The sequence below is a fragment of the Streptomyces sp. NPDC030840 genome, assembly GCF_055572015.1.
On the sequence record NZ_JBVIEE010000003.1, the window covers coordinates 390,858 to 413,807 of the forward strand.

Consider the following 22,950-nt stretch of genomic DNA (forward strand, 5'->3'; position numbering starts at 1 on the left):
GATCGTCCTGCTGGAGATCCATGGCCTGTCGCCGAGGTGTGCCGGTGGCGCCCTCCCGCGGCGTCACTCCTCGGGCGGGGGTTCCATCGCCTTCTCCTCCAGGAGGCGTTCGGCGATGTCGTCGGCCCAGGACTGGGCCCACTGGCGGAGGGCCGTGACGGCCTGTTCGTCGAGGCCGAAGTCGGTGAAATCCCTGTCGGAGATCCACTCCATGCCCTCAAGCCGGGACTGCAGGTCGGCGAGGTCGAAGGCGTCGAGGGCGTGGCGCCGGCCCAGTTCCTCCAGCTCGGGGAAGCTCCAGCGGTCCGCGGCGGCGTGGACGGCCACGAGGTCGCGGGCGAGGCCGCGGTCGGCCAGGGCCCGGACCTTCGTGCCGGTGACGTCTTCGAGGGAGAGGGCCGGGCCGAGGGCGGTGTCGACCGGCGGGCGCCAGAGGGTTTCCTTCACGATGTCGAGGAGGGTGTCGGGCGGATGCTCCGCGTCCGTGGCCGGGTCGGTGACGAGGAGGCGGGCGGCGAGAGGGGTCGTCTGCGGGGGGCGCACGCGGTGGCCCCGGTCCTCCAGGCCGGACCGGAGCGCCGCCGCGATCGCCTCCATGGGCTCCGGACTCTCGGTGGCCACCTCCAGGGCTGCCCCGCCCGCCTTCGCGACCAGTCCGTGGGCGAGGACCGCGTAGTCACCGGCGACGGCCAGGCGGTAGGGAGCGCCGATGGAGAGGGTGTCGGCCAGGAGGCGCGGCAGAGGTCCGGGCGGGGTGGGGTCGGTGTGCCGCTGGTCGCCCTTCCGGTCGTCCCTCTGGTCGTCCGTCCGGTTGCTCGTCTCGTCGTCCGTCTCGTCGTCCGTCCGGTTGCTCGTCCGGTCGTCCGTCCCGTCGTCCGTCTCGTCGGCGTTCATGTAGCGGCTCGTGTGGGGGGAGTGGCCATGCGCCGATTATCGCGGCGGGGTGGTGTGCGGCACGTCGCCTCCGCCGTGCGCGTCACCCAACCTCGTGCGCGTCACCCAAGCTCACGTGCGCCACCCAATCTCTCGCGCGTCCCCCACGTAGTGCGCGTCCCCCACGTCGTGACGCGTCACCCACGTCGCCGAACACTCCGCGCGGCGGGTGAGCGGCTGGTGGTCGTCCACATCAATCCCACCGGACCTGGCAACCTTTCAACCCGGCGGCCACAGATGAGTTGGAGCTCCCTTCACCGGAGCTCCACGCGAACCACGTGTTCATCCGAACCGCGTGTTCATCCGAACCACGTATGTGACGTAAGGACTCATCCGTGGCCTCTGCCTCTCACCGCCGGTCCCTCCGCAAGCGCCGCACTCTCGTCGTCACGGCGGCCGTCGCCGCCGCGGGCGCCGGTGCCGGTGTCTTCGTGATGAACGCGAACGCGGGCCCGGTCGACCTCTACCACCAAGTGCTGCCCGCCAAGGACGGCTGGGCGGCCTCCGGCTCGGGGACGACGGGCGGCACCCAGGCCGACTCCGCGCACACCTTCACGGTCAGCACCCGGGCCCAGCTCGTGAAGGCGCTGGGCTCCGCCTCCGACGCCACCACCCGGGTCATCAAGATCAAGGGCACCATCGACACCAACACGGACGACTCCGGCAAGAAGCTGACCTGCGCCGACTACGCCTCCGGCACGGGCTACTCGCTCTCCGCCTACCTGAAGGCATTCGACCCGGCGACCTACGGCAAGAAGGCACCCGCGGGCACGCAGGAGAACGCCCGTGCGGCCGCCTCGGCCAAGCAGAAGAAGAACATCGTCTTCAGGGTGCCCTCCAACACCACCATCGTGGGCGTACCCGGGACGAAGGCCGGGATCACGGGCGGCAGCCTCCAGATCCAGAACGTGAAGAACGTCATCGTCCGCAACCTCACCTTCGCCGCCACCGAGGACTGCTTCCCGCAGTGGGACCCGACCGACGGCTCGTCCGGCGAGTGGAACTCCAACTACGACTCCGTCAGCCTGCGCGGGGCGACCAACGTCTGGGCCGACCACAACACGTTCACCGACGCGCCGTTCTTCGACAGCCAGGAGAAAACGTACTTCGGCCGCAAGTACCAGATCCACGACGGCGCCCTCGACATCACCAACGGCTCCGACCTGGTGACCGTGGAGCGCAACCAGTTCACCAACCACGACAAGATGATGCTGATCGGCAGCAGCGACACCGACAGCACGGGCAAGCTGCGCGTGACGATCCATCACAACGTCTGGAAGGGCATCGTCCAGCGCGCCCCGCTGGCCCGCATCGGCCAGATCCACCTCTACAACAACGTCTACGACACGACCACGCTCAACGGCTACGCGCCCAAGTACAGCCTCGACTCCCACGCCAAGGCCCAGGTCGTCGCCGAGCGCAACGCCTTCAAGCTCCCCTCCGGCGCGAAGGTCGCCAAGCTCCTGAGCGGCGACGGCACCGGCTCGGTCGCGGGCGGCGGCAACCTCGTCAACGGCACGGAGACCGACCTGGTCGCCGCGTACAACGGCGCGAACTCCTCCAAGAAGCTGAAGACGACCGTGAACTGGACGCCCACCCTGACGGCCGGCCTCCAGACCTCGGCCAAGAACCTGGTCACGGCACTGGCGAACACGACCGGAGCCGGGGTCCTGGACTGAGGGGAGTCCGTCCGGGACAGCACAGAGGGGCCCGGGAAGCGTTGGGCTTCCCGGGCCCCTCTGTGCGGTGTACTTGGCGATGACGCCGACTGGCTACGCGATTACCTGCTGGCTGCCGAGCAGGCACGACGACGGTGGTCAGGGGGTTGCGGTCGGCGTGTCCGTCGCGGTGGCGAACAAGTCCTCCGCGCGGGTGACGGTGGCGGCGAGGGTCAGCCACTGAGTAAGCCTGGCCAGGTCGGAGCAGGCGGTGACGCGCTCCCAGGTGTTGCCGGTGACCTCGATGCCCCGGCTCTGCAGGATGCGTAGAACCGCGGTGGCCCGTCCACCCGCCGCTCCGCTCCGGGGCTACGGCAGAGCCGGGCCGACAGGGGCGTCGATCACTCCACGGACACCCTCCTGGCCGGCCTTTTCCCGGGCCTGTAGAGACGGCCGGGCGGCCCTTCCCGGACACTCGCGGCCCCTCCACGCCCCGAACACCGCACTGTCCCGCCCCTACGGCCCTTGCCACGACCAGGCCCTTTCACGTGCTGCTCACTGGGTGACAAGGGATGCGAACAAGGACACAACCCCATCAGGAGGAGCCGATGGCGTCCGCCGCCCAGCTCGCCGCCGTCCCGTCATCCCGCGCCTGCCTGACGGCACGTACGCCGTGCCCGACCCCCACGACTCGGAGGTGACCACCCTGTGGCGCGTCACCGGGGGCGGGCTGCACCCGTGGCCGCTACGGCAGCGCTGGCCACCCCGGCCTCCGGCCGCCGACCCGGACGTCCCACCCGAGGAACGCCGCGCCCGCCGTGAGCGCTGGTACGCAGAGGTCTACTGGCCGTGGAAGGTCGCTGTCGCCGAGGAGATCCGCCGCGCGCCCCTCACCGCGGCCGACCTCTTCGACCGCTTGGTGCCCGAGCATGAACGGCCCCGAGCCGTGTTCGCCGCCCTCCTGGACGGGCGCCCGACCCGTGAGGAGCTGGACGAGGTGGAGCGCCAGGAGGAGCGCGCCGACCGGGACCACCTCCGCGTCGTCGCGGTCCTCGCGGCCGCCGGCCTCCCGTACCGGCACATCGCCCGGCGTTCCGCGTCTCGCCGTCGACCGCGTGGCACTGGGCGCGGCGCGGCACGGCGCTATGGCACCAGGAGAGCGACCCGGAGGGCCTGGCGGCCGCTCTCGCCGCGCTCCCGCCCCTGGACGACCTCAAGCCCGCACAGCCGCTCCACGGCCCCCACAGCGCCCGGCACCCGCCCCGCCGCCCGAGGACCCTGACGAGGCGTTCACCGCGTGGGCACGGGCCCGGTTCGGCATCGACTGGAGGCCGCCGGAACCGACTGGGCGGAGCTGGACGCCCTGAACGAGGCCGACGCCGACCAGCTCGCCGCGCTCCTGGACGACCTCGCCGACGAGGAACCCGCCGCCTGACCCGCCGCGCCAGAACACCCGCCGCGGCCGCTGGGTTGAATCGGGTCACGCGAAGGTTGAACCTCCGGGCCCCGCGTACCCGCGCCCGTACGCGTAGAGCTGCGCAAGTAGCGGAACAACCCGGCGATCCGTCCCGGTTCGGCACGGTCCGCAGCGGCGACCGCCGGAAGTGGTTCCGGTGGATCTGGTTGCCCTTTCTCTAGTTCCGTTGCGGTCTACCCGCAGTCCGGAGTTGCGGTAGAGCGCAACTCCGGAGTGACGCTCCACCGGCACTCGCGGCTGCGGTCCCCGGGTGCCGGCGTCTGGGCCGGGCCGTACGTGAACCGGTTGACGTACGGCGGCCGCCGATGATGTACGCGACCGTCCCGGCCGAGGACCGCGCGGCCCGAACTGATATCAGTTCGCACTATCTCGCTGAGACTTCCTGTGCTCCTGGCCCCGAGCCCGCCTCAAGAGGTAGAGGCAGGGCGTACCCGCCTCGGAACGGAGTGCACCATGATCGTGCGATTCACGGGCGGCCCCCTCGCCGGACGCGTCCTGTGGACGTCCTGGACGGCCTGGCCCGGCGGCTGGCTCAGGCCCGAGGGAGGGGATTGGGCGCTGTACCGCCCCGTCCACCGTGACCAGGCGAGCGGCATCGTCCTCGCGGAGGTCCAGGAGACGGGGGCGGTCGCGTTCGGGCGGGGCCCCGTCGACGGGTGAACGTGGCCCCGCCCGAACGGGTCAGTCCTTGCTGCCGGGGCGTACTCCTGGCAGTCGGCGGCCGGGGCCAGGACGTCACTCGTCAGGGACGGCACCAGGCGGCCCGCGTTACCGTGCCTGCCGGGCTCCAGCTCCCGCACCCGGTAGGCGACGGGCGGGCCGTCCTCGCCCCACTCCACGGCATACACCAGGGCGGGGCGGCCGTCGCCGAGGCGGACCCGGCCGCCGGGTGCGTGGCCGCCGTGCCGGTCGACCAGGAGGGCATCAAGCCACCCTTTGACCGCGACCCACAACACGCCCGGCGCTTCCAGGACGCCCGACGCGTTCCGCACGGTCGGCTCCCACGTCCGGCGCCACTGGTCGACGAGGCGGCCCATGACGTGCCGGGCGTCGATCTCCTGCCAGGTGCTCAGCTCCCGGTCGTCGTTCTCCACGGCGTCGGCGTACGCGTCGATGCGCGGCTTCACCTCGCCCCACCAGACCGTCGGCACCTTCGTCATGAGGCGCGCGGCCGCGCGGTCCAGTGGCTCCATGGCCGCGTCGACCGCCGCCAGGTCGTCCGCCTCGACGGCGGCCCGCAGTCGTGCCCGGTCCGGTAGCAGCTCGGGCCGCTGGTCCGTGAACATCGCGTAGACCAGGGCGAGCAACCACTTCGTTTCCCAGGCGTGGAGCCGCGCCCACCTCGAGGACGCGTTCTCCTTGGCCTCCTCGTCACGCCGCATGACCTGGTCTGCCCGACCGCCCGGGAGTTCTGCAGCGCGCCGGACCTCCCACCGCACGCCGGTCGTCGCGTCGGCCGGCCTCCACGTCCAGCACGCGGTGCCCGGGTGCCCGGACCCCTCGCAGCCCTCAGGGCACGGCGTGCTGGTGGTCGGAACGACGACCGGCGGCTGCGGCTCCTGGTCGACGTCGACCGCCCCGGCCGCGGGGCGTCGGCGGGCGGCGGTGTACGAGATGCCCTCTCGGACCGCGAGGTCGCGGGCGGCTCGCTTGGCGTGCTTGTCGTCGGTCATGACCGGTCGCTCTCCCGCGGCGGACCCCACGCGTCGGCCGCCGTGGCGTCGGTGTGGACCACGGGAGGCACTACGGAGTGTTGCTGACGTCGCGTGAGGCTGAGCCCCTTGTCCTCGGTCACCGCTCCCGGCGTGGGCGGGCACGGCTCGGAGTCGGGCCGACGCGAGGGCGGCCGTCATCACCGTAGCGGTCAGGGGGGCGCAGCACGGGAAACGGGCTGGCCTGCTCCTGGGGGATCAGAAGCAGGCCAGCACTGGTCAAAGGCCCAGCAGGAGCCACAGCAGTGTGATCACTACCGCGCCGACCACCAGCGCGGCCCCGAGCTTCTCGTCCTGATATGCGAGGAACACGGCGAGCCCTCCAAGGGACAGGAGGACAATGGTCGTGAGGTCGATATGCGAGCCGTGCAAAACGGTTTCCTTCGACTGGAGGGGCCCCGTCACACGTGAGCAACTTGCCGGAAGCAGCGTGCGACCGGGCCCCGTCTTCTTCTCGGGCCAACAACCCAAGGCATTGATAAGCATGCAGAACTCCCAACTCTCCCTGAAAAAGGCCAAGTCGGGTCTTTCTGCCTTCGCTCGGCAGCCTACCGAGGCGGGCCCATCGGCCCTTTGTGTCCGCCGTCACATCTCGCACGTCGCCGCAGGTCACAGGCTCGGCAGATGGTGCCCGCCTTATCCGATATCGGGCAGCGGGCATCGGTCGAGCCGTCCTCGAGCCACCTCGGCCGGGCGGGCGCCGAGTCGCGCTCCCCGCCCGGGGTGCTCTTCGCGATGTACGTGGTCGGCACTCCCCGGGCGGTGATGTTGCGGTCTGCTGCAGGCGACCGCGGCCCTCCCCCCGCAGATCCGCGCCATGCTCGCCGGGGTCGACCGGTCCACCCTCGCCGGGAAGCGGAACGCGGCCCTGGTGCTGCTCGGGTTCGCCACGGCGGCCCGCGTCTCCGAGCTGGTCGCCCTGGACGTCGCCACCGTGAAGGAGGCGGAGCACGGCTACGACGTGACGCTGTACCGGAAGAAGGGCCGCAAGCACACCCCGAACCCCGTGCTGTACGGCACCGACCCGGCCACCTGCCCCGTCCGCGCGCTGCGCGCCTACCTCGCCGCCCTCGCGGCCGCCGGGCGCACCGACGGCCCTCTGTTCGTCCGCGTCGACCGGTGGGACCGCCTGGCCCCGCCGATGACCCGGGGCGGCCGCACGATCGGAGACCCGGCCGGGCGGATGCCGGCGGAGGCCGCCGCCGAGGTGATCGAGCGCCTGGCCGTCGCCGCCGGCCTCTCCGGCGACTGGTCCGGGCACTCCCTGCGCCGTGGCTTCGCCACCGCCGCCCGGGCCGCTGGACACCACCCGCTGGAGATCGCCCGCGCGGGCGGATGGGTCGACGGCTCCCGCGTCCTCGCCCGGTACATGGACGACGTCGACCGCGTGACGAACTCCCCGCTGGTCGGGATCGGCCTGTGACTGACCGTACGGAAGAGGAGACACGGCAGTATGAGCGGCATGGGGGAACTTCAGATCGCGTTGATCGCAGCTGGCTCTGCTCTGGCAGGTAGCGGCCTCACGGGATGGTTCACCGCGCTAGCAGGCCGACGGCAAGCGGTCGCTGCGGAATACGCAGGCGAGAAACAGGCCGAGGCACTCATCTTGACGGTGAGGCAGACGTTGGACGAGCAGCGCATCGCGCGGGTCCAAGACGTTCGACGCGCGGCCTATGCGGATTTCTTGATGGCTGCCGATCATGCATACGCCGAACGTGTCGCCCAATTGGGCGATGGCCCGCAGCCCGAGCGCCCTACTCCGGCGAAGAGCTTCCGTACCGCGCTGGCCAACGTGGCGATCGAAGGGCCGGCGGAGGTTGAGAGATACGCCGTGACGCTGTTCTTCTCCCTGGAAGACGAGCGATGGCGCGCCGGGTTCCCGCTCGGGCGGGCGAACTTCGTTGCCGCTGCGCGGAGGGCGCTGGGCAACTGGGATCCTGCACAGGGCTCCTCACCGCAGCCCGCCCCGCCAGTCGCCTGACAATGAGCGGGCCGTGCGGGTCCGCGAGGCGCTGGAGCTGGGCGCCACCTGGTCCGAGGTGGCCGCCGCCTCCGACGACTGGTCCGGGCACTCCCTGCGCCGTGGCTTCGCCACCGCCGCCCGGGCCGCCGGACATGACCCGCTGGAGATCGCCCGGGCGCGCGGATGGGTCGACGGCTCCCGGGTCCTGACCCGGTACATGGACGACGTCGACCACGTGAAGAACTCACCGCTGGTCGGCATCGGCCTGTAAACGCGCCTACCGCTCACCAGGGCCCCGGTTCACCCCTTGATCTTCCTGTAGGCCACCCTCAGCGACGTGACGTCGTCATCATCCAGCTTGTGCCGGATCCTCCGTCCGTCGCTGAGGGTGGCGTCGATTCGTCCGGAGTCCACAGAGAAGTTGTGGAGGTTCAGCCGCTGCATGTCGAAGTGGGCTCTGAACTTCACGCCGTCCATCGGCTCAATGACCAACGGCTCCTCCAACTCGCACCGTTCGAGGCCATCGGTGCTCTTCTTCATGCCGCTCGGATAGGTGGCGCCCTTGCTGTCGAAGTTGAGCCGGAGCCAAAAGCCCTCTACACGGGCTGCGCTGGCGCTGCGGTTAATCAGCCTCATTCTCGCGACCACGTGGGGCCTGCCGTCAGCAGTCAGAGCACCTTCGAGGGTGTACAACGACTCCAGTTTGATGATGACGCGCGGTCGCAATCGCCGGTACGTCAGGTAGGCGACAAGCATGCTCAGGGCCGCAGCACCAGCGGCTATCCCGGCGATGACCCGGGCCGTCGTGTCGGTCATCCGCACAGTCTGATCGGAACCCAGTGCCCGGTAGGGGCGTCCCCGAATGTTCGCGTGCAGTAACCTCCCCGAACCTATCGAGTGGACTAGATAGGTTCGCTACGGTGAGCACTCTCACCGAGACACCCGCCGAACGGATCGCCGGTGGCCTCGCCCTGGCCATACACCAGCGGCTCATCCGGCCCGGGGAGCGCCTGCCGTCGCAGTCCAAGTTGATGGCGTCGTACGGCGTCGCCATGGGCACCGCGTCCGCCGCGCTGGGCAAGCTCGCGGCCGCCGGCCTCATCCGGACCGTGCCCGGCGCCGGGATGTACGCGGTCCGCCCGAACCCCTTCGAGCCGAACCCTGTGCTGGACCTCTTCGCGGCCGCCTCCCTCTGCCGGGCCCTCGCCGCGCCTCGGCGAATCCGGCCGCCCACCCCTCCATGTGTTCCTCGGTCCAGTTTCCTGCCATGGCACGAAGACCGACAACCTCGTCCAGGTGCAGGGAGTCCCGTCGGCTGATCTCGTTCAGGTGTGCGTTCTGGTCGGCGATCGCTTCCTCCGGGGCCAGTCCAAGAGCCATGCAGAAAGCCGTGACCATCGTTCGGCCCCTCACCTTCTCCTGCAGTTCCGGACTCATGCGGCTGATGAGAAGACGATGCGATGTGCGCGGGGGTTCAACCATCGCGAGGCGTCTCCTTGGACGTCTCCAGGCCCTCCGTGAACAGCTCTTCCGCGCGTTCGATCGTGCCGGCCCTGGGAGCCAGTCGCCCACACGGTCGGGGTCGGTGCAGGTGATGATGGCTTCGCGGATGTCGTCGGAGACGGGAATGTTGCGTACTTGCAGGACGGCCAGGACTCCCTTGGCTTCGCCTCTTGCTTCGCCCCTTGCCTCTCCCGTCGCTTCGCCTTCGAGGTACGCCTTCTTCAGGACCGTGCCTCGGCCGGAGAAGTAGTTGACGAACGTCATGATGTCCCTCCACTTGTCTCCGGCGGGGGTCTTCCCCAGGGCCGAGTCCAGGAACTGGTAGAAGTAGGCGGCAGCGTTCCAGTCCATCCACGTAGGGAATGGCCCAGTGCGTCCAGTATGGCGTCGATGTCGGGGCTGTTGGCGTGTGCCAGGGCGGAGAACGCGGCCATCGCGGGCTTCCTGGCCGCGGTTCTCTCCTAAGTCCGCAACGCGGCCTCATAGCAGCCAAATTGATGACGTCCATCCGAAGGAGTGAGCACGGGCACGGAGTCGATCTCCCGTGGACGCCGAGGCCTCGTGGTCTCCGTCAGCTAGTAGGGGGATCGGCTGCAGGAGCCCCTGGCAGCCCCCGATATCCCGGGCCCGGGCGAGGCGTCCGACAGTGGATCTGCGTCCGGAGGACGTGGACAGGGCCACCGCTGCCTGGCTCGACGGCTTCGAGGTCGAGGTTCACGGCGATGTGGAACCGTACGGGAACGGGGTGCGGATGAAGGGGGGGAGGGCGTTTGTGGTCAGGGCGGAGTGATGCGAAGCCGACAGCTGGCGCACGCCTTGCGACCCGTCTCTGAAGCGTTCACGAATGGGGGGCAAGGCGTTTCCTGATCACTGCTTCAATAAATTTCGCTGGTGGTGCATAAGCGTGATCCTTGACGTAATGGAGGATCAGGTCCGGCGCGATCATCCACTCCCCGGAAGTTGAAACAACTCGAATTTCTGCCCCGCCGAGCGAGATCCTTTGGCCGTCGATTGTGGCGGTGGCCGGATACCTTTCCTCTTCGTTGGCGTGGGGGAGTTGACACCTGTGCCAACCGCGCATTTTCATCTGACGATCACTCTTGACCGCGCTGGACAGTGCCTCGATGAATTCTTCAGGGACACTCCCCCGGGGAAACTCCTTGCCGACTTCCAGCCACCCTACATTGACGGCCGTCACTCCGTCCGGGATGGATTCGCTGACATATTCGTAGGGAGACAGGTCTTCATAGTATGGCATGGGTACTTTCCTCGGTGCTTAGAACACGGACCTGCATGCGGCCCAATGTACCGGACCCATGTTGGGGCGGAGCAGGTCCGACAAATACGTCTCATCGGTCACTGTGACATTGCGTGGTGTTCCCTTGATGTTCAAATCTTCCGGCGGGAACAAGGAGTAATCGGGAAGTTTTTCCCCGGGGCCGTAAATCTCGAGTGGTTTAGGGTTCGCTGTCTCAATCTTGTTTCCAAGTGAATCCAAGATTTCATCCCCGTGCTTGCCGTACATGTGGACGCTTGTGCCTTCGGGAACAGTCACCGCAGCACCGTCCCCGGCGCGTATCCCGCCATGCCCGCTCAAGACGAGCTGGTTGTCCGGCCGCCCCACCTTGCGGACATCGATGATTCCGTCGCTACCGCCGGCAACGAAATTGGGAGCTGCCCGGGTCTTGGCCTCCGGCAGGCAGGGAGACAGACCTGCATAATCTATCCAAGCGTGTGGGTTGTCGACGTAGGTCGTGGGATTGGGATCCGGTGTGAGTCCGAGGGGGTCGGGGGTGCAATAGCGGGCGGTTTCGGGGTCGTAGTACCGGAAGTAGTTGTAGTGGAGGCCGGTTTCGGGGTCGTAGTACTGGCCTGGGAAGCGGAGGGGTGTGTACGTGGTGCTGTTGGTGGCCCAGGCGGTTGTGCCCCACAGGGTGCTGCGTGTGCGCCAGGCGATGTCGCCGTGTTCGTCGACGAGTTCGGTGGGTGTGCCGACGAGGTCGGTGACTATGGCGAAGAAGCGGGAGTCGAGCTCCTCCTGTGAGGCATCGGCTGCGGTGATGCGTTCCGTCTGGGCTACGGGCTGGAGGCCCTGGTGGTCCCAAGTCAGGGTGACTGGGTTCGGCAGGTCGGGAGACCCCGTGGTCTGTTCGCACAGCGTGCTGCCGTCCCAGGTGAAGACGGTGCGTTCGACAACCGTTTCGCCATCACCAGCCAAGCGAAGTTTTGCGGTGCGGCGACCGTACGGATCGTAGGTGTAGCGCCAGCGGGTGCCATCCGGTGTGATCACATGGGTGAGGCGGTCCTCGGCATCCCATTCGTAGCGCCAAGTATCGGGTTTACGGGACAGGCGGGTTTTCTGGCGGAGTGTGATGCGGCCCAGGGCGTCGTGTTCGTAGCGGACGCTGCCAGCGCGGATGATGCGGGTGCCCGTGTAGCTTCGTTCGCCCACGGCCTCGTGGCCCGGGTGGTTGGAGGGCCAGGTCGCCGAGGTCTGGTTGCCTGCTTCGTCGTAGGCGTACGTCTCGGTCCAATTCGCCGCGTGCACCGCCGTCACGCGGCCCGCGGCGTCCAGGTCGAAGCGGCGGTGGCCATTCAGGTGATCGTCGATGCCGATCAGGTTGCCGTCGGCGCGGTACGTATATGAGCGGTGCTGGACGGTACGGCCGTTCGCGCCTGTCACCGACTGCGTGGTCAGGCGGCCCGTGGGATCGAAGGCCTGGTCCAGGTGATCAGTTCGCCGATGCTGCGGGTCAGTTCCCGGCCGGCCTCGTCATACGTGTAGTCGACGGTGCGGCCCGAGGCCACCATGCCCGTGCGGCGCCCGGCGGCGTCGTAGTTCCACGTGGTCATCGCGCCCGTGGGTGTCGTGCGGCTCGTTCGGCGACCCAGCTCGTCGTAGACGTACGTCATTTTCCTGCCGTCGACCGTCTCGGACGTCAGCCGTCCGCATTCGTCGCGCTGCAGTGTGAGCGTCGTGCCGTCTGCCCCGGTCGCCTGGGCGATTTGATCTGTCGTGTCGTACGAGTACGTCGTAGTGCAGCCTGCGGCGTCCTTGCGAGTGACCTGCCCCAGGGCGTTGCGTTCGAAGGACACCGTCTCGCCGAACGCGTTCGTGCGGGATACCAGGTGGCCGGCTGCGTCGTGCGTGTAGGTGAGGGTGCGGCCGTCGAAATCCGTCTCGGACACCAGGCGGCCGGTTGGGTCGTACTGATAATTCCACGTCAGACCCTGGGGGTTACTCACCTGGGTGACGCGTAGCTCGGTGTCGTAATGGAACTCATGGCGTACGCCGTTCGGGCCGGTGCGGGCGGCGAGGAGGTCGAAGTGGGTGTACTCGTAGCGGGAGACCATGCCCCGGGGGTCGGTGTGGGTGGTGCAGTTGCCCTCGCCGTCGTAGGTCCACGATTCTGTGCTGCCGTCCGGGGCGGTGCGGCGGGCGGGTTTGCCCTCCACCGTCCATTCCAGGCGGGTCACCGCGCCGAGTGGGTCCGTGAGGGTGACAGGTCGGCCGAAAGTGCCCCGCTCGTAGCGGGTGACCGCGCCGAGGGGGTCGGTGATCTCCAGGGGCAGGCCCGCGGCATCGCATCGCACCTGTGTTGTCGCGTTCAGCGCGTTGGTGACCGATGCCAGGTGGCCCATGGCGTCGTAGGTGAAGCGTGTGGTGGCTCCGGAGGGGTCGGTCACCGCCGTGCGGTTGCCGTCCGTGTCGTACTGCTGCAGGGTCCGGGTGGGCGACCACCACCGGTAGGCCCTGGTCGTTGTAGCCGATGCTCGTGTAGCGGCCGTCGGGGCGGACGACCATGATCGGGCGGCCGGCCTTGTCGTAGGCGTAGCTGGTGGTGCGGCCCAAGGGGTCGGTGATGGTCAGGGGGCGGTCGTCGCGGTCGTACGTGGTGTGGGTGGTTGCGCCGTCCGGGGTGCTCACCGCCACCACCTGCAGGTGGTTGTCGATCAGGTAGCGGGTGGTGTGGCCGAGTGAGTTGGTACGGGTGGTGACCTGGTGGCCGGTTTCGGTATTGGTGTTGTCGTAGGTGTAGGTGTTGCTCAGGTGGCCCGCCTCGCCTGTCTGGAAGGTGCAGCGGTCCTGGTCGTCGTAGACGTAGCGGTACGCCGAGCCGTTCGTGTCCGTCCATGACGTGATGCGCCCCAGCTCGTCGCTGGTGAACTTCGTCGGTATCCCTGATGACTTGGTCACCGTCGCCAGGTGGCCGTGCTCGTCGTAGCCGAAGCGGACCAGCTGCTGATCGGTACCGTCGGCCGCCGCTCCGGCCAGGTGCAGGGCGGTGATGCGTTCGCCGTCGTTGGTGATCTGCAGGTGGTAGCCGGAGGAGTGGACGATGCCCGTGGGGGCGCCCTCGCTGTCGTAGTCGAAGGTGAGCCACTGGCTGCCGGAGCGGTCGGTGATCTGTTCCAGCAGGGCGATTCCGTCGCCGTCGGCGCCCGGGGACGCGAAGTGCCAGGTGCGGCCGGATTCGGGGTCGGTGACGGTGTAGTCGCCCCACGCGTCGACGGTCAGCGGGTGGCGGTCGCCGTCCAGGGGGAGTACCGGTACGCCGGGGGCAGGGTGGGGGTAGGCCAGCAGCGAGCCGTCCTCGCGGATGAAGATGACACCCTCGGCGTCGATCTCCAGGCGCTGGTCGGCGGTGGAGGTCCAGGTGGGGCCGAACCAGCGGCCCGCCCTGTAGGACGACTCGAAGCAGCGGGAGAAGGCCAGGGGGAGCCGGGCCGGCAGAGACACGTCTGTCTGGGGCAGGGCCATGCGGCCGGTGGCCATGTCGACCGGGTCGCCGCCGAATGTCTTCCTCGTCAGTTCTCGGCCGACGTCCCGCAGCCCAGCATCGACACTCTGACGGGCGGCCCCTGTGGCAGTTTCCCGAGCGGCTCCGCGCAGTGCCCCTCTGCCCGCGGCCCCCGCACCCTTGCCCCCGATCAGGTTCGAGGCCAGGTAGCCCATGGCGTCGCCCGGGTCGCTGCGCCAGCCGGTGCCCAGGACGGACATGGGCAGGCGTTCGGGGTGGGCCGCCGTGCCGACCAGGCCGGCCAGGAGCATGTTCGAGTTCTTCAGCCACTCGCCCGGGTGGGTGAGGTTGTAGGAGTCCACCGGGTTGACCGTGCGGGCCAGCTTCACCATGTCCGCGCCGCCCTTGAGCAGACCGCCCAGGACATGGACCTGGTTCAGCTGTACGCCTACGAACGCGTCCGCGGCGTTGGCGCCCAGACGGTCGGTGAACTCCGGCTTCGGCGGGGCCAGTTCCAACGCGCCCGCCACCCGCCGCTCGGCGTCCCGGGCCGCGGCCGTGCGCTGGCGGCGGGCCTCGGTCAGGATTTCCGCCGCCTCCCGCCGGGCGCCCGTCGACGGGTGGGCGAAATCGCCCGGATCGGTCGGGCGCGGGCCCGGGTCGCGTCCCGCCAACGCGGCCGCGTTGTACCGCTCGGCCGCCTGGTTGAAGGCCTCCACCTTCGCGTTGTGCGCGTCCGCCGCCCGCCGGTACGCCTCCTGAGCGTTGCGGAAGGTCTCGATCGCCGTCCGCGCCTGCTGCTGCGCCCAGCGCACCGTGTCCGCGTACGCCTCCAACGCGCCGGCCGCGCTCTCGCAGGCGTCCGCCGCCGTCAGCCACTGCTTGGGCTGCATGTCGAACTTCGCCCGGAACGCGTCCCCCGCCTCACCCTGCCAGCCGCCCGCATCCAGCTTCCGCAGGCCCTGGCCGACACTGTCGAACGCCCGGGAGAAGTCGCGCAGGTGGCGGGCCCGTGCGGTCAGCGCGTCCGGGCTGCCGTGGATCAGCTCCTTGGGGTCCTCGGTTTCTCCCAGCTCGCGTTCGGCGACCTCGCCGCCCAGCCGGTTGTTCACGCCCTCGCCGAAGTCGCGCACCCCCTCGGCCATGCCGTCCGCGCCGAGGGCCGACAAGCCGTCCGCCGTCCGGTCCGTGCCCCAGTTGACGGCCTCCCCGAGCCCCTTCGACGCGCCGTCGACGGCGCCCTCCAGGCCGTCGCCGAGGTCGTCGACCATGTCCCCCAGGCCCATCAGCCCTCACCCTCCCCCGAGGCCGGGGCCTGTGGTGGGCCACCCCACTGCCAGTCCGTGCGCGGGTCGAGCATCGCGTCCGGAGTCACCGTCGAACTCGCCAGGTCATCCCCCGCCCGCGCCCACGCCTGCCCGACCTCCTCCTCACCCTCCGTGAAGGACTCCGCGCTGTAGTCCGCGTCCCTCGCATGGGAGTACGCGTTGTCCCTGACGGTGTCCGACCAGGAACGCTGCTCGATCTCCTCCGGGGAGAGGTTGGGGTTGCCCGCAGCGGCCGCCCACACCGTCTTCATGGTGTTCGAGACGTACTCCTCCTGCTCGTGATACAGCCCTGCCGACAGGTTCAGCCGGCCCGCGAACTCGTTCGCGTCCCGCATCAGGGAGCGCACACCCCAGCCCCACCGCTCACAGAAGTCCGCGAACACCTGACGCAGGCCCCCGTCGCCCACCTCCAGGCCGGCCAGTTCCAGGTCGTCGAAGCCGCGCCCCAGGTTCGCCTCGATGCCGAAGCCGAGCTCCTTCAGCTCGTCCATCGCCAGGTTGATGCCCCGCGTGATCCGCGCCAGCGCCTCCGCATCGACCCGATACCCACTGCCGCCGCTCACGCCGAGGCCCCCTCGGCGTCCAGGGCAACGGACTCCGGCACGACCCCCGCCACCGGCGGCAGCACCAACCCCGCCGCACTGCCCGCGTCCACCGCGATCCCTATCGGACCGTCCACCTGCGGGATCACCTGATCCAGCAGCCGCGCCCCGTACACCGGCACCCGCTCCGGCACCGCCTCACCCCGCGCCTTGGCGAAACGCGCCAGCGCCGCGTCGTCCGTGAACACCAGCAGCCAGCGGATACCGCCCGCCTCCACCGAGAGCAGCGTGTCGTCCACCACCGGCACCAGCACCTCACCGCGCCGGAAGTCCCCGACCACCGCACGCAGATCGCCCCGCCCGGCCGCGGCCAGGTCCGCCAGCCGCAGCCGCAACGCCTCGGCTCCCGCCCCGGCTCCTGCTCCGGCTCCCGCTCCCGCCCAGGCCATCCCCGTCGCCCCTCGTACGCCCATTCATCGCACAAACGGCCGATCACGTTAGTCGGTTGGGCCTGGAAGCACCACAGCGCTCTGCCTGAAGAGAATGTCTTGCTCTCGTATCCGGAAGACTCCGCGTCCCAGACCATCAGGTCTGGACGCGCGCTCCCCGGGCCCGGGAGGGCCGTCGGTTCGGGCTCAGGTGTCTTCTGTGAAGATCTGGTCGGCGGAGGGAGCGATGACGGCCCGCCGGTGCCAGTGGCGCAGGGTCTCGGGGTCGTTGCAACTGGTGACGCGTTCGCGGACCGCTTCGGGGATGTGGATGCCGCGCACCTCCAATACGTCCAGGACATCCACGGCCGCGCGCCGTGCTTCGCCCTCGGCACGGCCCTCGGCTCGGCCTTCGTCGCGGATTTCCTCGGAGAGCGGCGACTTGTAGAAGGAGAGGTCCACGGCCACCAGTTTCCTCCAGATTTCTGCGGCTGGGTGCTTGCCCATGCCTTGGGCGATGAACTCGATGATCGGGTTGGCGAGAACTGCGGGCGTGTCCTGCAGCACGTTGGTCATTGCTTTGAGTATGGCTCCGATGTCCGGATTCGTGGCGTGCGTGATCGCCGACAGTGTGGCGAGCGCGAGGTCCTTGCGGGCGTCGGCGGGCTTGGTGATCACTGGCATGTTGTGCGGGCCGGCGACCAGAGGACGCAGGGTGAGCAGGGGCCACTGGGGAGGGCCGAAGCTGACCGGACGCGCTGCCCATTCGGCCGTCACGCGGTCCTGGCAGACGACCAGCAGCATCGGCTGCAGCCGGTACTTCGTCAGCAGGTACGAGGCGTAGTACGCCCAACTGGCGGGCTTGTCCGGGTCCTTCTTGCCCTGGGCCTCGACGGCCAGGAGGAGTGGCTCGTCGTTCTCCGTCTCCAGCCGCAGCAAGGTGTCGAGGCGGCGTTCGAGCGGGTGGAGCTCGGTGAGATCGGTAGGCAGGACGGTGACCGAGGTGGGTGGGGCGAAGTCGACGCCCAGCACTTCGGAGACCCCGGAGAAGAGGCCCGGGTATTCCTGGAAGATGCGGTGCATCGCCTCGTGGGGCGAGCTGACCATGGGGGTTCCTGTGGGGGTGAGGTGAACTCCGTCGGAGCCCTGAGTCCGGATGGCTCCGTCAGGCAGTGGTGGGTGTGCGGTGCCGGGACTTGCGGCAGTCGCCGCAGTGGCCCGGTTCGGGACCGCGGAAGCCTCGGTCGCAGTTGTCGCAGTTCTGCATGGGGTGCCTGACGGGCGGGGGTGATTCGGGGGCGCGGTACGGCGGCAGGGGCGGCAGTTGGGCCGTGAGGCGGTGGGCCAGGAGGGCGGCCGGGCGGCGCAGGGGGTCGGGTGGGAGGTCGCTGGTCAGGGCGTGGCGTACGGCGGTGGGGGTGAGGTCGCGTTCCAGCCACGCGGCGACACCGGGGGCGAGGTGCTCGGCGTCGGTGGCGGAGAGGAGGAGGCGGGGGTCGTGGCGGCGGAGGCCGGCGAGGACCTCGGTGGCGGTCTGGAGGAGGGTGGGGGACGCGTACGCGGGTTGGGGTACGGCGGGGAGGGCTGCTCGGCGTGGGGGCTTCTGCTGTGGGGCGGTGGTTGCCGCCCGGCGGGCTGTTGGCTTGGGCGCCCTTGGTGTCTCGGTCGTGCTGCCTGACCGGCCCGGCTGGTTGCAGGAGACCGTGCGCGTGACGATTCGGCCGTTCGCGGTGCGCTCCCGGGTGCGGCGCAGGTAGCCGTGGGCTTCGAGTTCGCGCAGGGCGGCGGCGATACGGGCCGGGCTCTCGGGGAAGCGGGCGGCGAGGGTCCTGATGTCCACGGGGGTGCCGGTGGGGAGGGACTGGATGTGCACGGCCAGCCCGATCGCGAGCCCGGACAGTTCCGGGTGCTGGGCGAGGTGGTTGCCGACCACCGTGAAGTGGCTGGTGTGGCGGGTGTTGTCGTGGATGACGCCGACGGGGTGCGCCTTCGTGTGAGCGGGTCGGCGGGGGTGGCTTTTCCCGGTGATACGGGACTGGGCGTGCGGGGGCGCGCTAGGGTTTTGGGTATCCATCGGGAAGGGTTCGGCTTCCTTGGTGGTCAGGCCCTCGCACTGGGATTGCAGTCCCGGCGGGGGCCGTCGTCTTTTGACTGTGGTGGTGGGTGCTGCGTGTGGTGCCGCGCTGAGCGTAGAGCAGCCAACCTGTTTCGAAGCCAGCCCACTTGGTGATGTTCACTCGCGCGAGTGAGCCGATGCCGTGGGCGGGAGGGGTGGGGCTTGGTCGGGTTTCTTTCCCCGGTGTGTTCCTTTGGAGAGAGCGCCGGGCGCACCGAAGTTCAGGTTCCTGGGCTTCGGTGACAGGTCGAGTTCGGCCCAGACGGTCTTGCGGGGAACGGGGCCCAGTTCGATTCCCCAGCGGTCGGCGAAGGTCTCGACGATGAGGAGACCGCGGCCGGACTCGGCGTCGGGTGTGGGTGGTTGGTGGCGTGGGAGGTCGTCACCGCGTGTGTCCGTCACCTCGATGCGGAGGATGTCGGCGTCGGCCAGGAGCGCCAGGCGGAAGTCGCGGCCGGTGACGCGGCCGTGGGTGGCGGCGTTCGTGGCGAATTCGGCGACGAGGTGTTCGGCGGCCTCGGTGGTGCGGTGCGGCAGGTCCCACGTGCGGAGCCACTCCGTGGAGAGCAGGCGCGCGAGGCGGGCGCCTCGCGCGGGTCGGTGACAGGAGCACGCTGAAGTGGCTTGTGGGGGCGAGTAGTTGGGTGGACTTTTTCTCGTTCACGTCACTGAGCGTGGCCGCGCGCACTTACCGTGAACAGTGACGACGCCGATGCGTAGGGTGACTGTCCGGAGCTTGGCCAGCGCTGTCCGGGCTGTCGGAACCGGCCCTTAGGGCCCTACTGGTACGGGTGTTGCGGCACGGCGGTACGACGGAGGGGTGCGTATGTCGGTGGACGGCGAGGTACGGCGGCTCAGGAGCGAGGCGGACGAGCCGGGGTGGGAGGAGGTGGACCCGGACGACGACTAGTCACCGAGCCCAGGCAGCTCCGTATCCTTGAACTGCGGTATGGCATCGTCCGGGCCCAGGCCCTCACGCCGCGTGAGTCGACCGCCTTTATCGAGCAACTGCTGAGGGAGACATGATCCACGACCTGGTGTGGTTCAAGAGCAGCTACAGCAGGGCAGCGAAGGTGACTCCTGCGTAGAGATCGCCACCACCCCCGGCACCATCCACGTCCGTGACTCCAAGAACACCGGCGGCCCCCAGCTCGCGCTGACGCCCGACGCGTGGGCGGACTTCGTGGCGTACGCCGTTACCTCGCCACGAACTCTGTGAGGATCGCCTGCACCTCGTAGATGTCGACGCCCTTGGTGAACGTCTTCTCGATCGGCTCGGGGGTGCCGGAGATCCAGATCTTGAGCTCGGCGTCGAGGTCGAAGTGGCCGGCCGTCTCGACCGCGAAGTGCGTGATGCTGCGGTAGGGGACGGAGTGGTACTCCACCTTTTTGCCGGTGAGACCCTGCTTGTCGACCAGGATCAGGCGCCGGTCGGTGAACAGGATGGTGTCGCGGATGAGCAGGTACGCGGCGTGCACCTGCTCCCCGTGCCCCAGCAGGCGCTCGTAGTCCTGCTGGGCCTTTCCGGGATTGACGGTGTGCGCGTTGCCGAACAGTGCCATGTGGGAACCCCCGCTCCGGTGACTTACCGTGTCGAAAGACGCGGGCGGGGGTCCGGAGGGTTGCGTACGACCGAGGTGGAGGCCAGCAGTGCAAGTCCCCGACATGTCGCGCCCCGCGCGTCTCAGCGCCCATGGTGCCGTCTCCACCTCCCTGGCCCTGTGCAGCGATCGCGCCCTGCGTGAGCTCGTGGACACGGCCGTGCCGGTCGGAACCGGAATCGGCGGGACGTCGGCCCTCCTGGAGGTCGCCGGAACCCCGGTCTTCGTGAAGCGGGTGCCCCTCACCGACCTGGAGAGGCAACCCGAGCACGTCCGGTCGACGGTGGATCTGTTCGAGCTGCCCGTCTTCTGTCAGTACGGCATCGGCACCGTCGGCGGGCCGGGCGGCGGGGCCTGGAGAGAGCTCGCCGTGCACACCATGACGACGAACTGGGTGCTCGCGGCGGAGTACGACGGCTTCCCCCTGATGTACCACTGGAGGGTGCTGCCCGACTCGACGCCCCTGCCCGAGGAACTGGCCGACGTCGAACGCGCTGTCGCCTACTGGGGCGGCGGATCGCAGGTGCGCCGCCGGATCGAGGCTCGCCGGCAGTCCTCGGCGAGCGTCGCGCTGTTCCTGGAGTACATCCCGCAGAACCTGCACCAGTGGCTGAGCACTCAGGTCGAGGCGGGCGACGAGGTGGCGGACCGGGCCTTCGCCATGGTGGAGACAAAGCTGGAAGCCGGCATCTCGTTCATGAACGCCCGGGGGCTCCTGCACTTCGACGCGCACTTCGAGAACATCCTCACCGACGGCCGGCGCCTCTACTTCGCCGACTACGGCCTGGCGATGTCATCCCGCTTCGAGCTGTCGCAGGACGAGGCCGACTTCTTCGGCCGGCATCAGGTCTACGACCGCTGTTACACCGCGACGTATCTGGTGAACTGGCTGGTCACCGCTCTGTGCGGCTACCAGGCGCGGGACTGGGAGGACCGCTTGGCGCTGGTGCGCGCCTACGCCGAGGGCAGACGTCCCACGGGAATCCCCGAAGAGGCCGCGGCGATCATCGCCCGGCACGCGCCGATCGCCGCCGTGATATCGGACTTCCACCTCAGGTTCCGGTGCGAGAGCAGGCAGACCCCGTACCCGCTGGAGGAGATCGGGCGGATCGGCGGTTCGTACAGCCCGTCCGTCGGGTGACGGGCTGTACGGGGGCCTGGGGTGCGGAGGGCTGCGTACGGACTACTCGGCGGGCTCGCCGCCGAAGCGCTCCCTGTACGTGTCCAGGTCCTCGTCCGTGAGCTTGGCGAAGAGGACCGGCGGGACCGTGAAGGGGGTGCCGGCCGGGACGGAGGTGAGCGTGCGGGCCTCTTCCGGTGTCACCCAGGTCGCCGTGTCGTCCTTGAGGGCGAACGCGGTGCGCATGGCCGCCGAGGACGTCGGGATGAAGGGCTCGGAGACCACCGCGTAGAGGTGGATGAGGTTCATCGCCGTACGGAGGGTGAGGGCGGCGGCGTCCTTGTCGGTCTTGATCTCCAGCCAGGGGGCCTTCTCCTCCAGGTAGGAGTTGCCCGCCGACCACAGGGCGCGCAGCGCGGCCGCCGCCTTGCGGAACTGGATGGCCTCCATCTGGGACTCGTACTCGGCGAGCAGGCGGGCGATCTCCTCGCCCAGCTTCGCCTCCGCCTCGCCGGGCTCCGCGCCCGCCGGGACCTCGTCGCCGAAGCGCTTGCGGGAGAAGGACAGGACGCGGTTGACGAAGTTGCCGAGGGTGTCCGCCAGGTCCTTGTTCACCGTGGCCGTGAAGTGCTCCCAGGTGAAGGACGAGTCGTCCGACTCCGGGGCGTTCGCCATCATGAAGTAACGCCAGTAGTCGGCGGGGAGGATCTCCAGGGCGTCGTGGGTGAAGACGCCCCGCTTCTGCGAGGTGGAGAACTTGCCGCCGTAGTAGTTCAGCCAGTTGAAGGCCTTGATGACGTCGACCTTCTTCCACGGGGCGCGGGTGCCCAGCAGGGTCGCCGGGAACATCACGCTGTGGAACGGGACGTTGTCCTTGCCCATGAACTGCGTGTAGTGGACGTCCGCGTCGGACTCCCACCACCACGAGCGCCAGTCGCGGTTGCCGGTCGGGTCCTGGTCGGCCCATTCCTTCGTCGCGCCGATGTACTCGATCGGGGCGTCGAACCAGACGTAGAAGACCTTGCCCTCGGCGGCCAGCTCCGGCCAGGCGTCGGCCGGGACCGGGACGCCCCAGTCCAGGTCACGGGTGATCGCGCGGTCGTGCAGGCCCTCGGTGAGCCACTTGCGGGCGATGGAGGAGGCGAGGACCGGCCAGTTGTCGGCGCGCTCGTCGACCCAGGCCTCCACCTCGCCGGCGAGAGCCGACTGGAGGAGGAACAGGTGCTTGGTCTCGCGGACCTCCAGGTCGCTGCTGCCGCTGATCGCCGAGCGGGCGTCGATCAGGTCGGTCGGGTCCAGGACACGCGTGCAGTTCTCGCACTGGTCGCCGCGGGCCTTGTCGTAGCCGCAGTGGGGGCAGGTGCCGATGATGTAGCGGTCCGGGAGGAAGCGGCCGTCCGTGATCGAGTACACCTGGCGGATGGCCCGCTCCTCGATGAAGCCGTTGGACTTCAGCTCGCGGGCGATCTCCTGGGTGATCTCGTGGTTCTGCGGGGAGGAGCTGCGGCCGAAGTAGTCGAAGGCCAGGTTGAAGCCGTCGTAGATCGCCTTCTGCTGGTCGTGCGCCTGGGCGCAGAACTCGTCCACCGGGAGGCCCTGCTCCTTGGCGGCCAGCTCGGCGGGCGTGCCGTGCTCGTCCGTGGCGCAGATGTAGAGGACGTCGTGGCCGCGCTGGCGGAGGTACCGCGAGTACACGTCTGCCGGGAGCATGGACCCCACCATGTTGCCCAGGTGCTTGATCCCGTTGATGTAGGGGAGGGCGCTGGTGATGAGGTGTCGAGCCATTGGAGGCTGCTCCCAGGTCAGGTCTCGAATCAACGAACCTTG

General features: G+C 69.2%; 20 protein-coding genes and 4 pseudogenes. 10 read left to right on the top strand and 14 right to left on the bottom strand.

Features of this window, described 5'->3' with window-relative positions:
- Positions 1 to 63: 63 nt before the first annotated feature.
- Complete coding sequence (locus ACZ49J_RS09055) at positions 64 to 894, bottom strand: nucleotidyl transferase AbiEii/AbiGii toxin family protein (protein ID WP_467446874.1); 831 nt, start codon at positions 892 to 894, stop codon at positions 64 to 66.
- A 374-nt stretch (positions 895 to 1,268) separates the two neighbouring features.
- Between ACZ49J_RS09055 and ACZ49J_RS09060 the strand changes: the two genes are divergently transcribed.
- The 3 genes from ACZ49J_RS09060 to ACZ49J_RS09070 all read left to right on the top strand — a co-directional run bounded on the left by ACZ49J_RS09060 (position 1,269) and on the right by ACZ49J_RS09070 (position 4,026).
- Positions 1,269 to 2,612 carry a pectate lyase family protein gene (locus ACZ49J_RS09060; RefSeq protein WP_467446876.1) on the top strand — a complete coding sequence of 448 codons (1,344 nt, stop codon included), beginning with the start codon at positions 1,269 to 1,271 and terminating at the stop codon, positions 2,610 to 2,612.
- 676 nt (positions 2,613 to 3,288) lie between these two features.
- Complete coding sequence (locus ACZ49J_RS09065) at positions 3,289 to 3,873, top strand: hypothetical protein (RefSeq protein ID WP_467446878.1); 585 nt, start codon at positions 3,289 to 3,291, stop codon at positions 3,871 to 3,873.
- Positions 3,874 to 3,888: 15 nt separating this feature from the next.
- Positions 3,889 to 4,026 carry a hypothetical protein gene (locus tag ACZ49J_RS09070; protein WP_467446880.1) on the top strand — a complete coding sequence of 46 codons (138 nt, stop codon included), beginning with the start codon at positions 3,889 to 3,891 and terminating at the stop codon, positions 4,024 to 4,026.
- Positions 4,027 to 4,475: 449 nt separating this feature from the next.
- Here the strand turns inward: ACZ49J_RS09070 and ACZ49J_RS09075 are convergent, their stop codons facing one another.
- Positions 4,476 to 5,741 carry a hypothetical protein gene (locus ACZ49J_RS09075; RefSeq protein ID WP_467446881.1) on the bottom strand — a complete coding sequence of 422 codons (1,266 nt, stop codon included), beginning with the start codon at positions 5,739 to 5,741 and terminating at the stop codon, positions 4,476 to 4,478.
- Between the two features lie 258 nt (positions 5,742 to 5,999).
- Complete coding sequence (locus ACZ49J_RS09080; protein ID WP_467446883.1) at positions 6,000 to 6,152, bottom strand: hypothetical protein; 153 nt, start codon at positions 6,150 to 6,152, stop codon at positions 6,000 to 6,002.
- Between the two features lie 445 nt (positions 6,153 to 6,597).
- Between ACZ49J_RS09080 and ACZ49J_RS09085 the strand changes: the two genes are divergently transcribed.
- From ACZ49J_RS09085 to ACZ49J_RS09095, 3 genes are read left to right on the top strand one after another with little or no spacing between them, the layout of a single operon-like run.
- Positions 6,598 to 7,203 (top strand): tyrosine-type recombinase/integrase, encoded by a 606-nt coding sequence (locus tag ACZ49J_RS09085; RefSeq protein ID WP_467446884.1) that lies wholly within the window; start codon positions 6,598 to 6,600, stop codon positions 7,201 to 7,203.
- 30 nt (positions 7,204 to 7,233) lie between these two features.
- Complete coding sequence (locus ACZ49J_RS09090; protein ID WP_467446885.1) at positions 7,234 to 7,761, top strand: hypothetical protein; 528 nt, start codon at positions 7,234 to 7,236, stop codon at positions 7,759 to 7,761.
- 13 nt (positions 7,762 to 7,774) lie between these two features.
- Positions 7,775 to 8,014: a hypothetical protein gene (locus ACZ49J_RS09095; protein ID WP_467446887.1), complete on the top strand. Its 240-nt coding sequence runs from the start codon at positions 7,775 to 7,777 to the stop codon at positions 8,012 to 8,014.
- 29 nt (positions 8,015 to 8,043) lie between these two features.
- Here ACZ49J_RS09095 and ACZ49J_RS09100 read toward each other — a convergent pair whose 3' ends face one another.
- A complete protein-coding gene (locus ACZ49J_RS09100) occupies positions 8,044 to 8,559 on the bottom strand; it encodes a hypothetical protein (RefSeq protein WP_467446888.1) in 516 nt (171 codons plus the stop codon).
- A 104-nt stretch (positions 8,560 to 8,663) separates the two neighbouring features.
- On the opposite strand from ACZ49J_RS09100, the pseudogene ACZ49J_RS09105 reads away from it, so the two are divergent.
- Positions 8,664 to 8,813: pseudogene (locus ACZ49J_RS09105) on the top strand (GntR family transcriptional regulator); the annotation flags it as partial.
- A 28-nt stretch (positions 8,814 to 8,841) separates the two neighbouring features.
- On the opposite strand, the gene ACZ49J_RS09110 reads toward ACZ49J_RS09105, so the two are convergent.
- The 8 genes and pseudogenes from ACZ49J_RS09110 to ACZ49J_RS09145 form a co-directional block, all read right to left on the bottom strand.
- A complete protein-coding gene (locus tag ACZ49J_RS09110) occupies positions 8,842 to 9,597 on the bottom strand; it encodes a hypothetical protein (RefSeq protein ID WP_467447222.1) in 756 nt (251 codons plus the stop codon).
- A 487-nt stretch (positions 9,598 to 10,084) separates the two neighbouring features.
- Positions 10,085 to 10,504, bottom strand: coding sequence for a DUF7919 family protein (locus ACZ49J_RS09115; protein WP_467446889.1), 420 nt, complete (start codon positions 10,502 to 10,504; stop codon positions 10,085 to 10,087).
- A gap of 18 nt (positions 10,505 to 10,522) precedes the next feature.
- A pseudogene (locus tag ACZ49J_RS09120) lies at positions 10,523 to 15,274 on the bottom strand (putative T7SS-secreted protein).
- Positions 15,274 to 15,879, bottom strand: coding sequence for a hypothetical protein (locus ACZ49J_RS09125; protein WP_467446891.1), 606 nt, complete (start codon positions 15,877 to 15,879; stop codon positions 15,274 to 15,276). Before ACZ49J_RS09125 ends, ACZ49J_RS09120 begins: the two are co-directional and overlap by 1 nt.
- Positions 15,876 to 16,307 carry an SseB family protein gene (locus tag ACZ49J_RS09130; RefSeq protein ID WP_467446893.1) on the bottom strand — a complete coding sequence of 144 codons (432 nt, stop codon included), beginning with the start codon at positions 16,305 to 16,307 and terminating at the stop codon, positions 15,876 to 15,878. The genes ACZ49J_RS09125 and ACZ49J_RS09130 overlap by 4 nt, the downstream gene beginning before the upstream one ends.
- Before the next feature lie 186 nt (positions 16,308 to 16,493).
- Entirely contained in the window at positions 16,494 to 17,393 is a 900-nt protein-coding gene (locus ACZ49J_RS09135; RefSeq protein ID WP_467446894.1) for a hypothetical protein, read from the bottom strand.
- A gap of 58 nt (positions 17,394 to 17,451) precedes the next feature.
- Positions 17,452 to 18,360 carry a helix-turn-helix domain-containing protein gene (locus ACZ49J_RS09140; RefSeq protein ID WP_467446896.1) on the bottom strand — a complete coding sequence of 303 codons (909 nt, stop codon included), beginning with the start codon at positions 18,358 to 18,360 and terminating at the stop codon, positions 17,452 to 17,454.
- A 159-nt stretch (positions 18,361 to 18,519) separates the two neighbouring features.
- Positions 18,520 to 18,972, bottom strand: a complete 453-nt coding sequence (locus tag ACZ49J_RS09145) for an ATP-binding protein (protein ID WP_467447202.1) — start codon at positions 18,970 to 18,972, stop codon at positions 18,520 to 18,522.
- Between the two features lie 333 nt (positions 18,973 to 19,305).
- Between ACZ49J_RS09145 and ACZ49J_RS09150 the strand changes: the two are divergent.
- Both ACZ49J_RS09150 and ACZ49J_RS09155 read left to right on the top strand, forming a co-directional pair.
- Positions 19,306 to 19,428 (top strand): annotated as a pseudogene (locus tag ACZ49J_RS09150) (transcriptional regulator); the annotation flags it as partial.
- A pseudogene (locus tag ACZ49J_RS09155) lies at positions 19,425 to 19,621 on the top strand (DUF397 domain-containing protein). The pseudogenes ACZ49J_RS09150 and ACZ49J_RS09155, both read left to right, overlap by 4 nt.
- On the opposite strand, the gene ACZ49J_RS09160 reads toward ACZ49J_RS09155, so the two are convergent.
- The gene (locus tag ACZ49J_RS09160; RefSeq protein WP_467446897.1) at positions 19,599 to 19,964 is read right to left on the bottom strand and encodes a PH domain-containing protein; all 366 of its coding nucleotides are present in this window, start codon (positions 19,962 to 19,964) and stop codon (positions 19,599 to 19,601) included. The pseudogene ACZ49J_RS09155 and the gene ACZ49J_RS09160 overlap by 23 nt on opposite strands.
- A 103-nt stretch (positions 19,965 to 20,067) precedes the next feature.
- Here ACZ49J_RS09160 and ACZ49J_RS09165 point away from each other — a divergent pair, with 103 nt between their 5' ends.
- Complete coding sequence (locus ACZ49J_RS09165; protein WP_467446898.1) at positions 20,068 to 21,144, top strand: protein kinase family protein; 1,077 nt, start codon at positions 20,068 to 20,070, stop codon at positions 21,142 to 21,144.
- Between the two features lie 42 nt (positions 21,145 to 21,186).
- On the opposite strand, the gene metG is transcribed toward ACZ49J_RS09165, so the two are convergent.
- Positions 21,187 to 22,908 carry a methionine--tRNA ligase gene (metG, locus tag ACZ49J_RS09170; protein WP_467446901.1) on the bottom strand — a complete coding sequence of 574 codons (1,722 nt, stop codon included), beginning with the start codon at positions 22,906 to 22,908 and terminating at the stop codon, positions 21,187 to 21,189.
- Between the last annotated feature and the right edge of the window lie 42 nt (positions 22,909 to 22,950).

Excerpts from the sequence above, each read along its gene's own strand:
- ACZ49J_RS09090 (WP_467446885.1), top strand. The coding sequence starts at position 7,234 with ATGAGCGGCATGGGGGAACTTCAGATCGCGTTGATCGCAGCTGGCTCT.
- metG (WP_467446901.1), bottom strand. The coding sequence starts at position 22,908 with ATGGCTCGACACCTCATCACCAGCGCCCTCCCCTACATCAACGGGATC.
- ACZ49J_RS09140 (WP_467446896.1), bottom strand. The coding sequence starts at position 18,360 with ATGGATACCCAAAACCCTAGCGCGCCCCCGCACGCCCAGTCCCGTATC.
- ACZ49J_RS09100 (WP_467446888.1), bottom strand. The coding sequence starts at position 8,559 with ATGACCGACACGACGGCCCGGGTCATCGCCGGGATAGCCGCTGGTGCT.
- ACZ49J_RS09055 (WP_467446874.1), bottom strand. The coding sequence starts at position 894 with ATGAACGCCGACGAGACGGACGACGGGACGGACGACCGGACGAGCAAC.
- ACZ49J_RS09115 (WP_467446889.1), bottom strand. The coding sequence starts at position 10,504 with ATGCCATACTATGAAGACCTGTCTCCCTACGAATATGTCAGCGAATCC.
- ACZ49J_RS09165 (WP_467446898.1), top strand. The coding sequence starts at position 20,068 with ATGTCGCGCCCCGCGCGTCTCAGCGCCCATGGTGCCGTCTCCACCTCC.
- ACZ49J_RS09075 (WP_467446881.1), bottom strand. The coding sequence starts at position 5,741 with ATGACCGACGACAAGCACGCCAAGCGAGCCGCCCGCGACCTCGCGGTC.
- ACZ49J_RS09130 (WP_467446893.1), bottom strand. The coding sequence starts at position 16,307 with ATGGCCTGGGCGGGAGCGGGAGCCGGAGCAGGAGCCGGGGCGGGAGCC.
- ACZ49J_RS09085 (WP_467446884.1), top strand. The coding sequence starts at position 6,598 with ATGCTCGCCGGGGTCGACCGGTCCACCCTCGCCGGGAAGCGGAACGCG.
- ACZ49J_RS09160 (WP_467446897.1), bottom strand. The coding sequence starts at position 19,964 with ATGGCACTGTTCGGCAACGCGCACACCGTCAATCCCGGAAAGGCCCAG.
- ACZ49J_RS09135 (WP_467446894.1), bottom strand. The coding sequence starts at position 17,393 with ATGGTCAGCTCGCCCCACGAGGCGATGCACCGCATCTTCCAGGAATAC.
- ACZ49J_RS09110 (WP_467447222.1), bottom strand. The coding sequence starts at position 9,597 with ATGGACTGGAACGCTGCCGCCTACTTCTACCAGTTCCTGGACTCGGCC.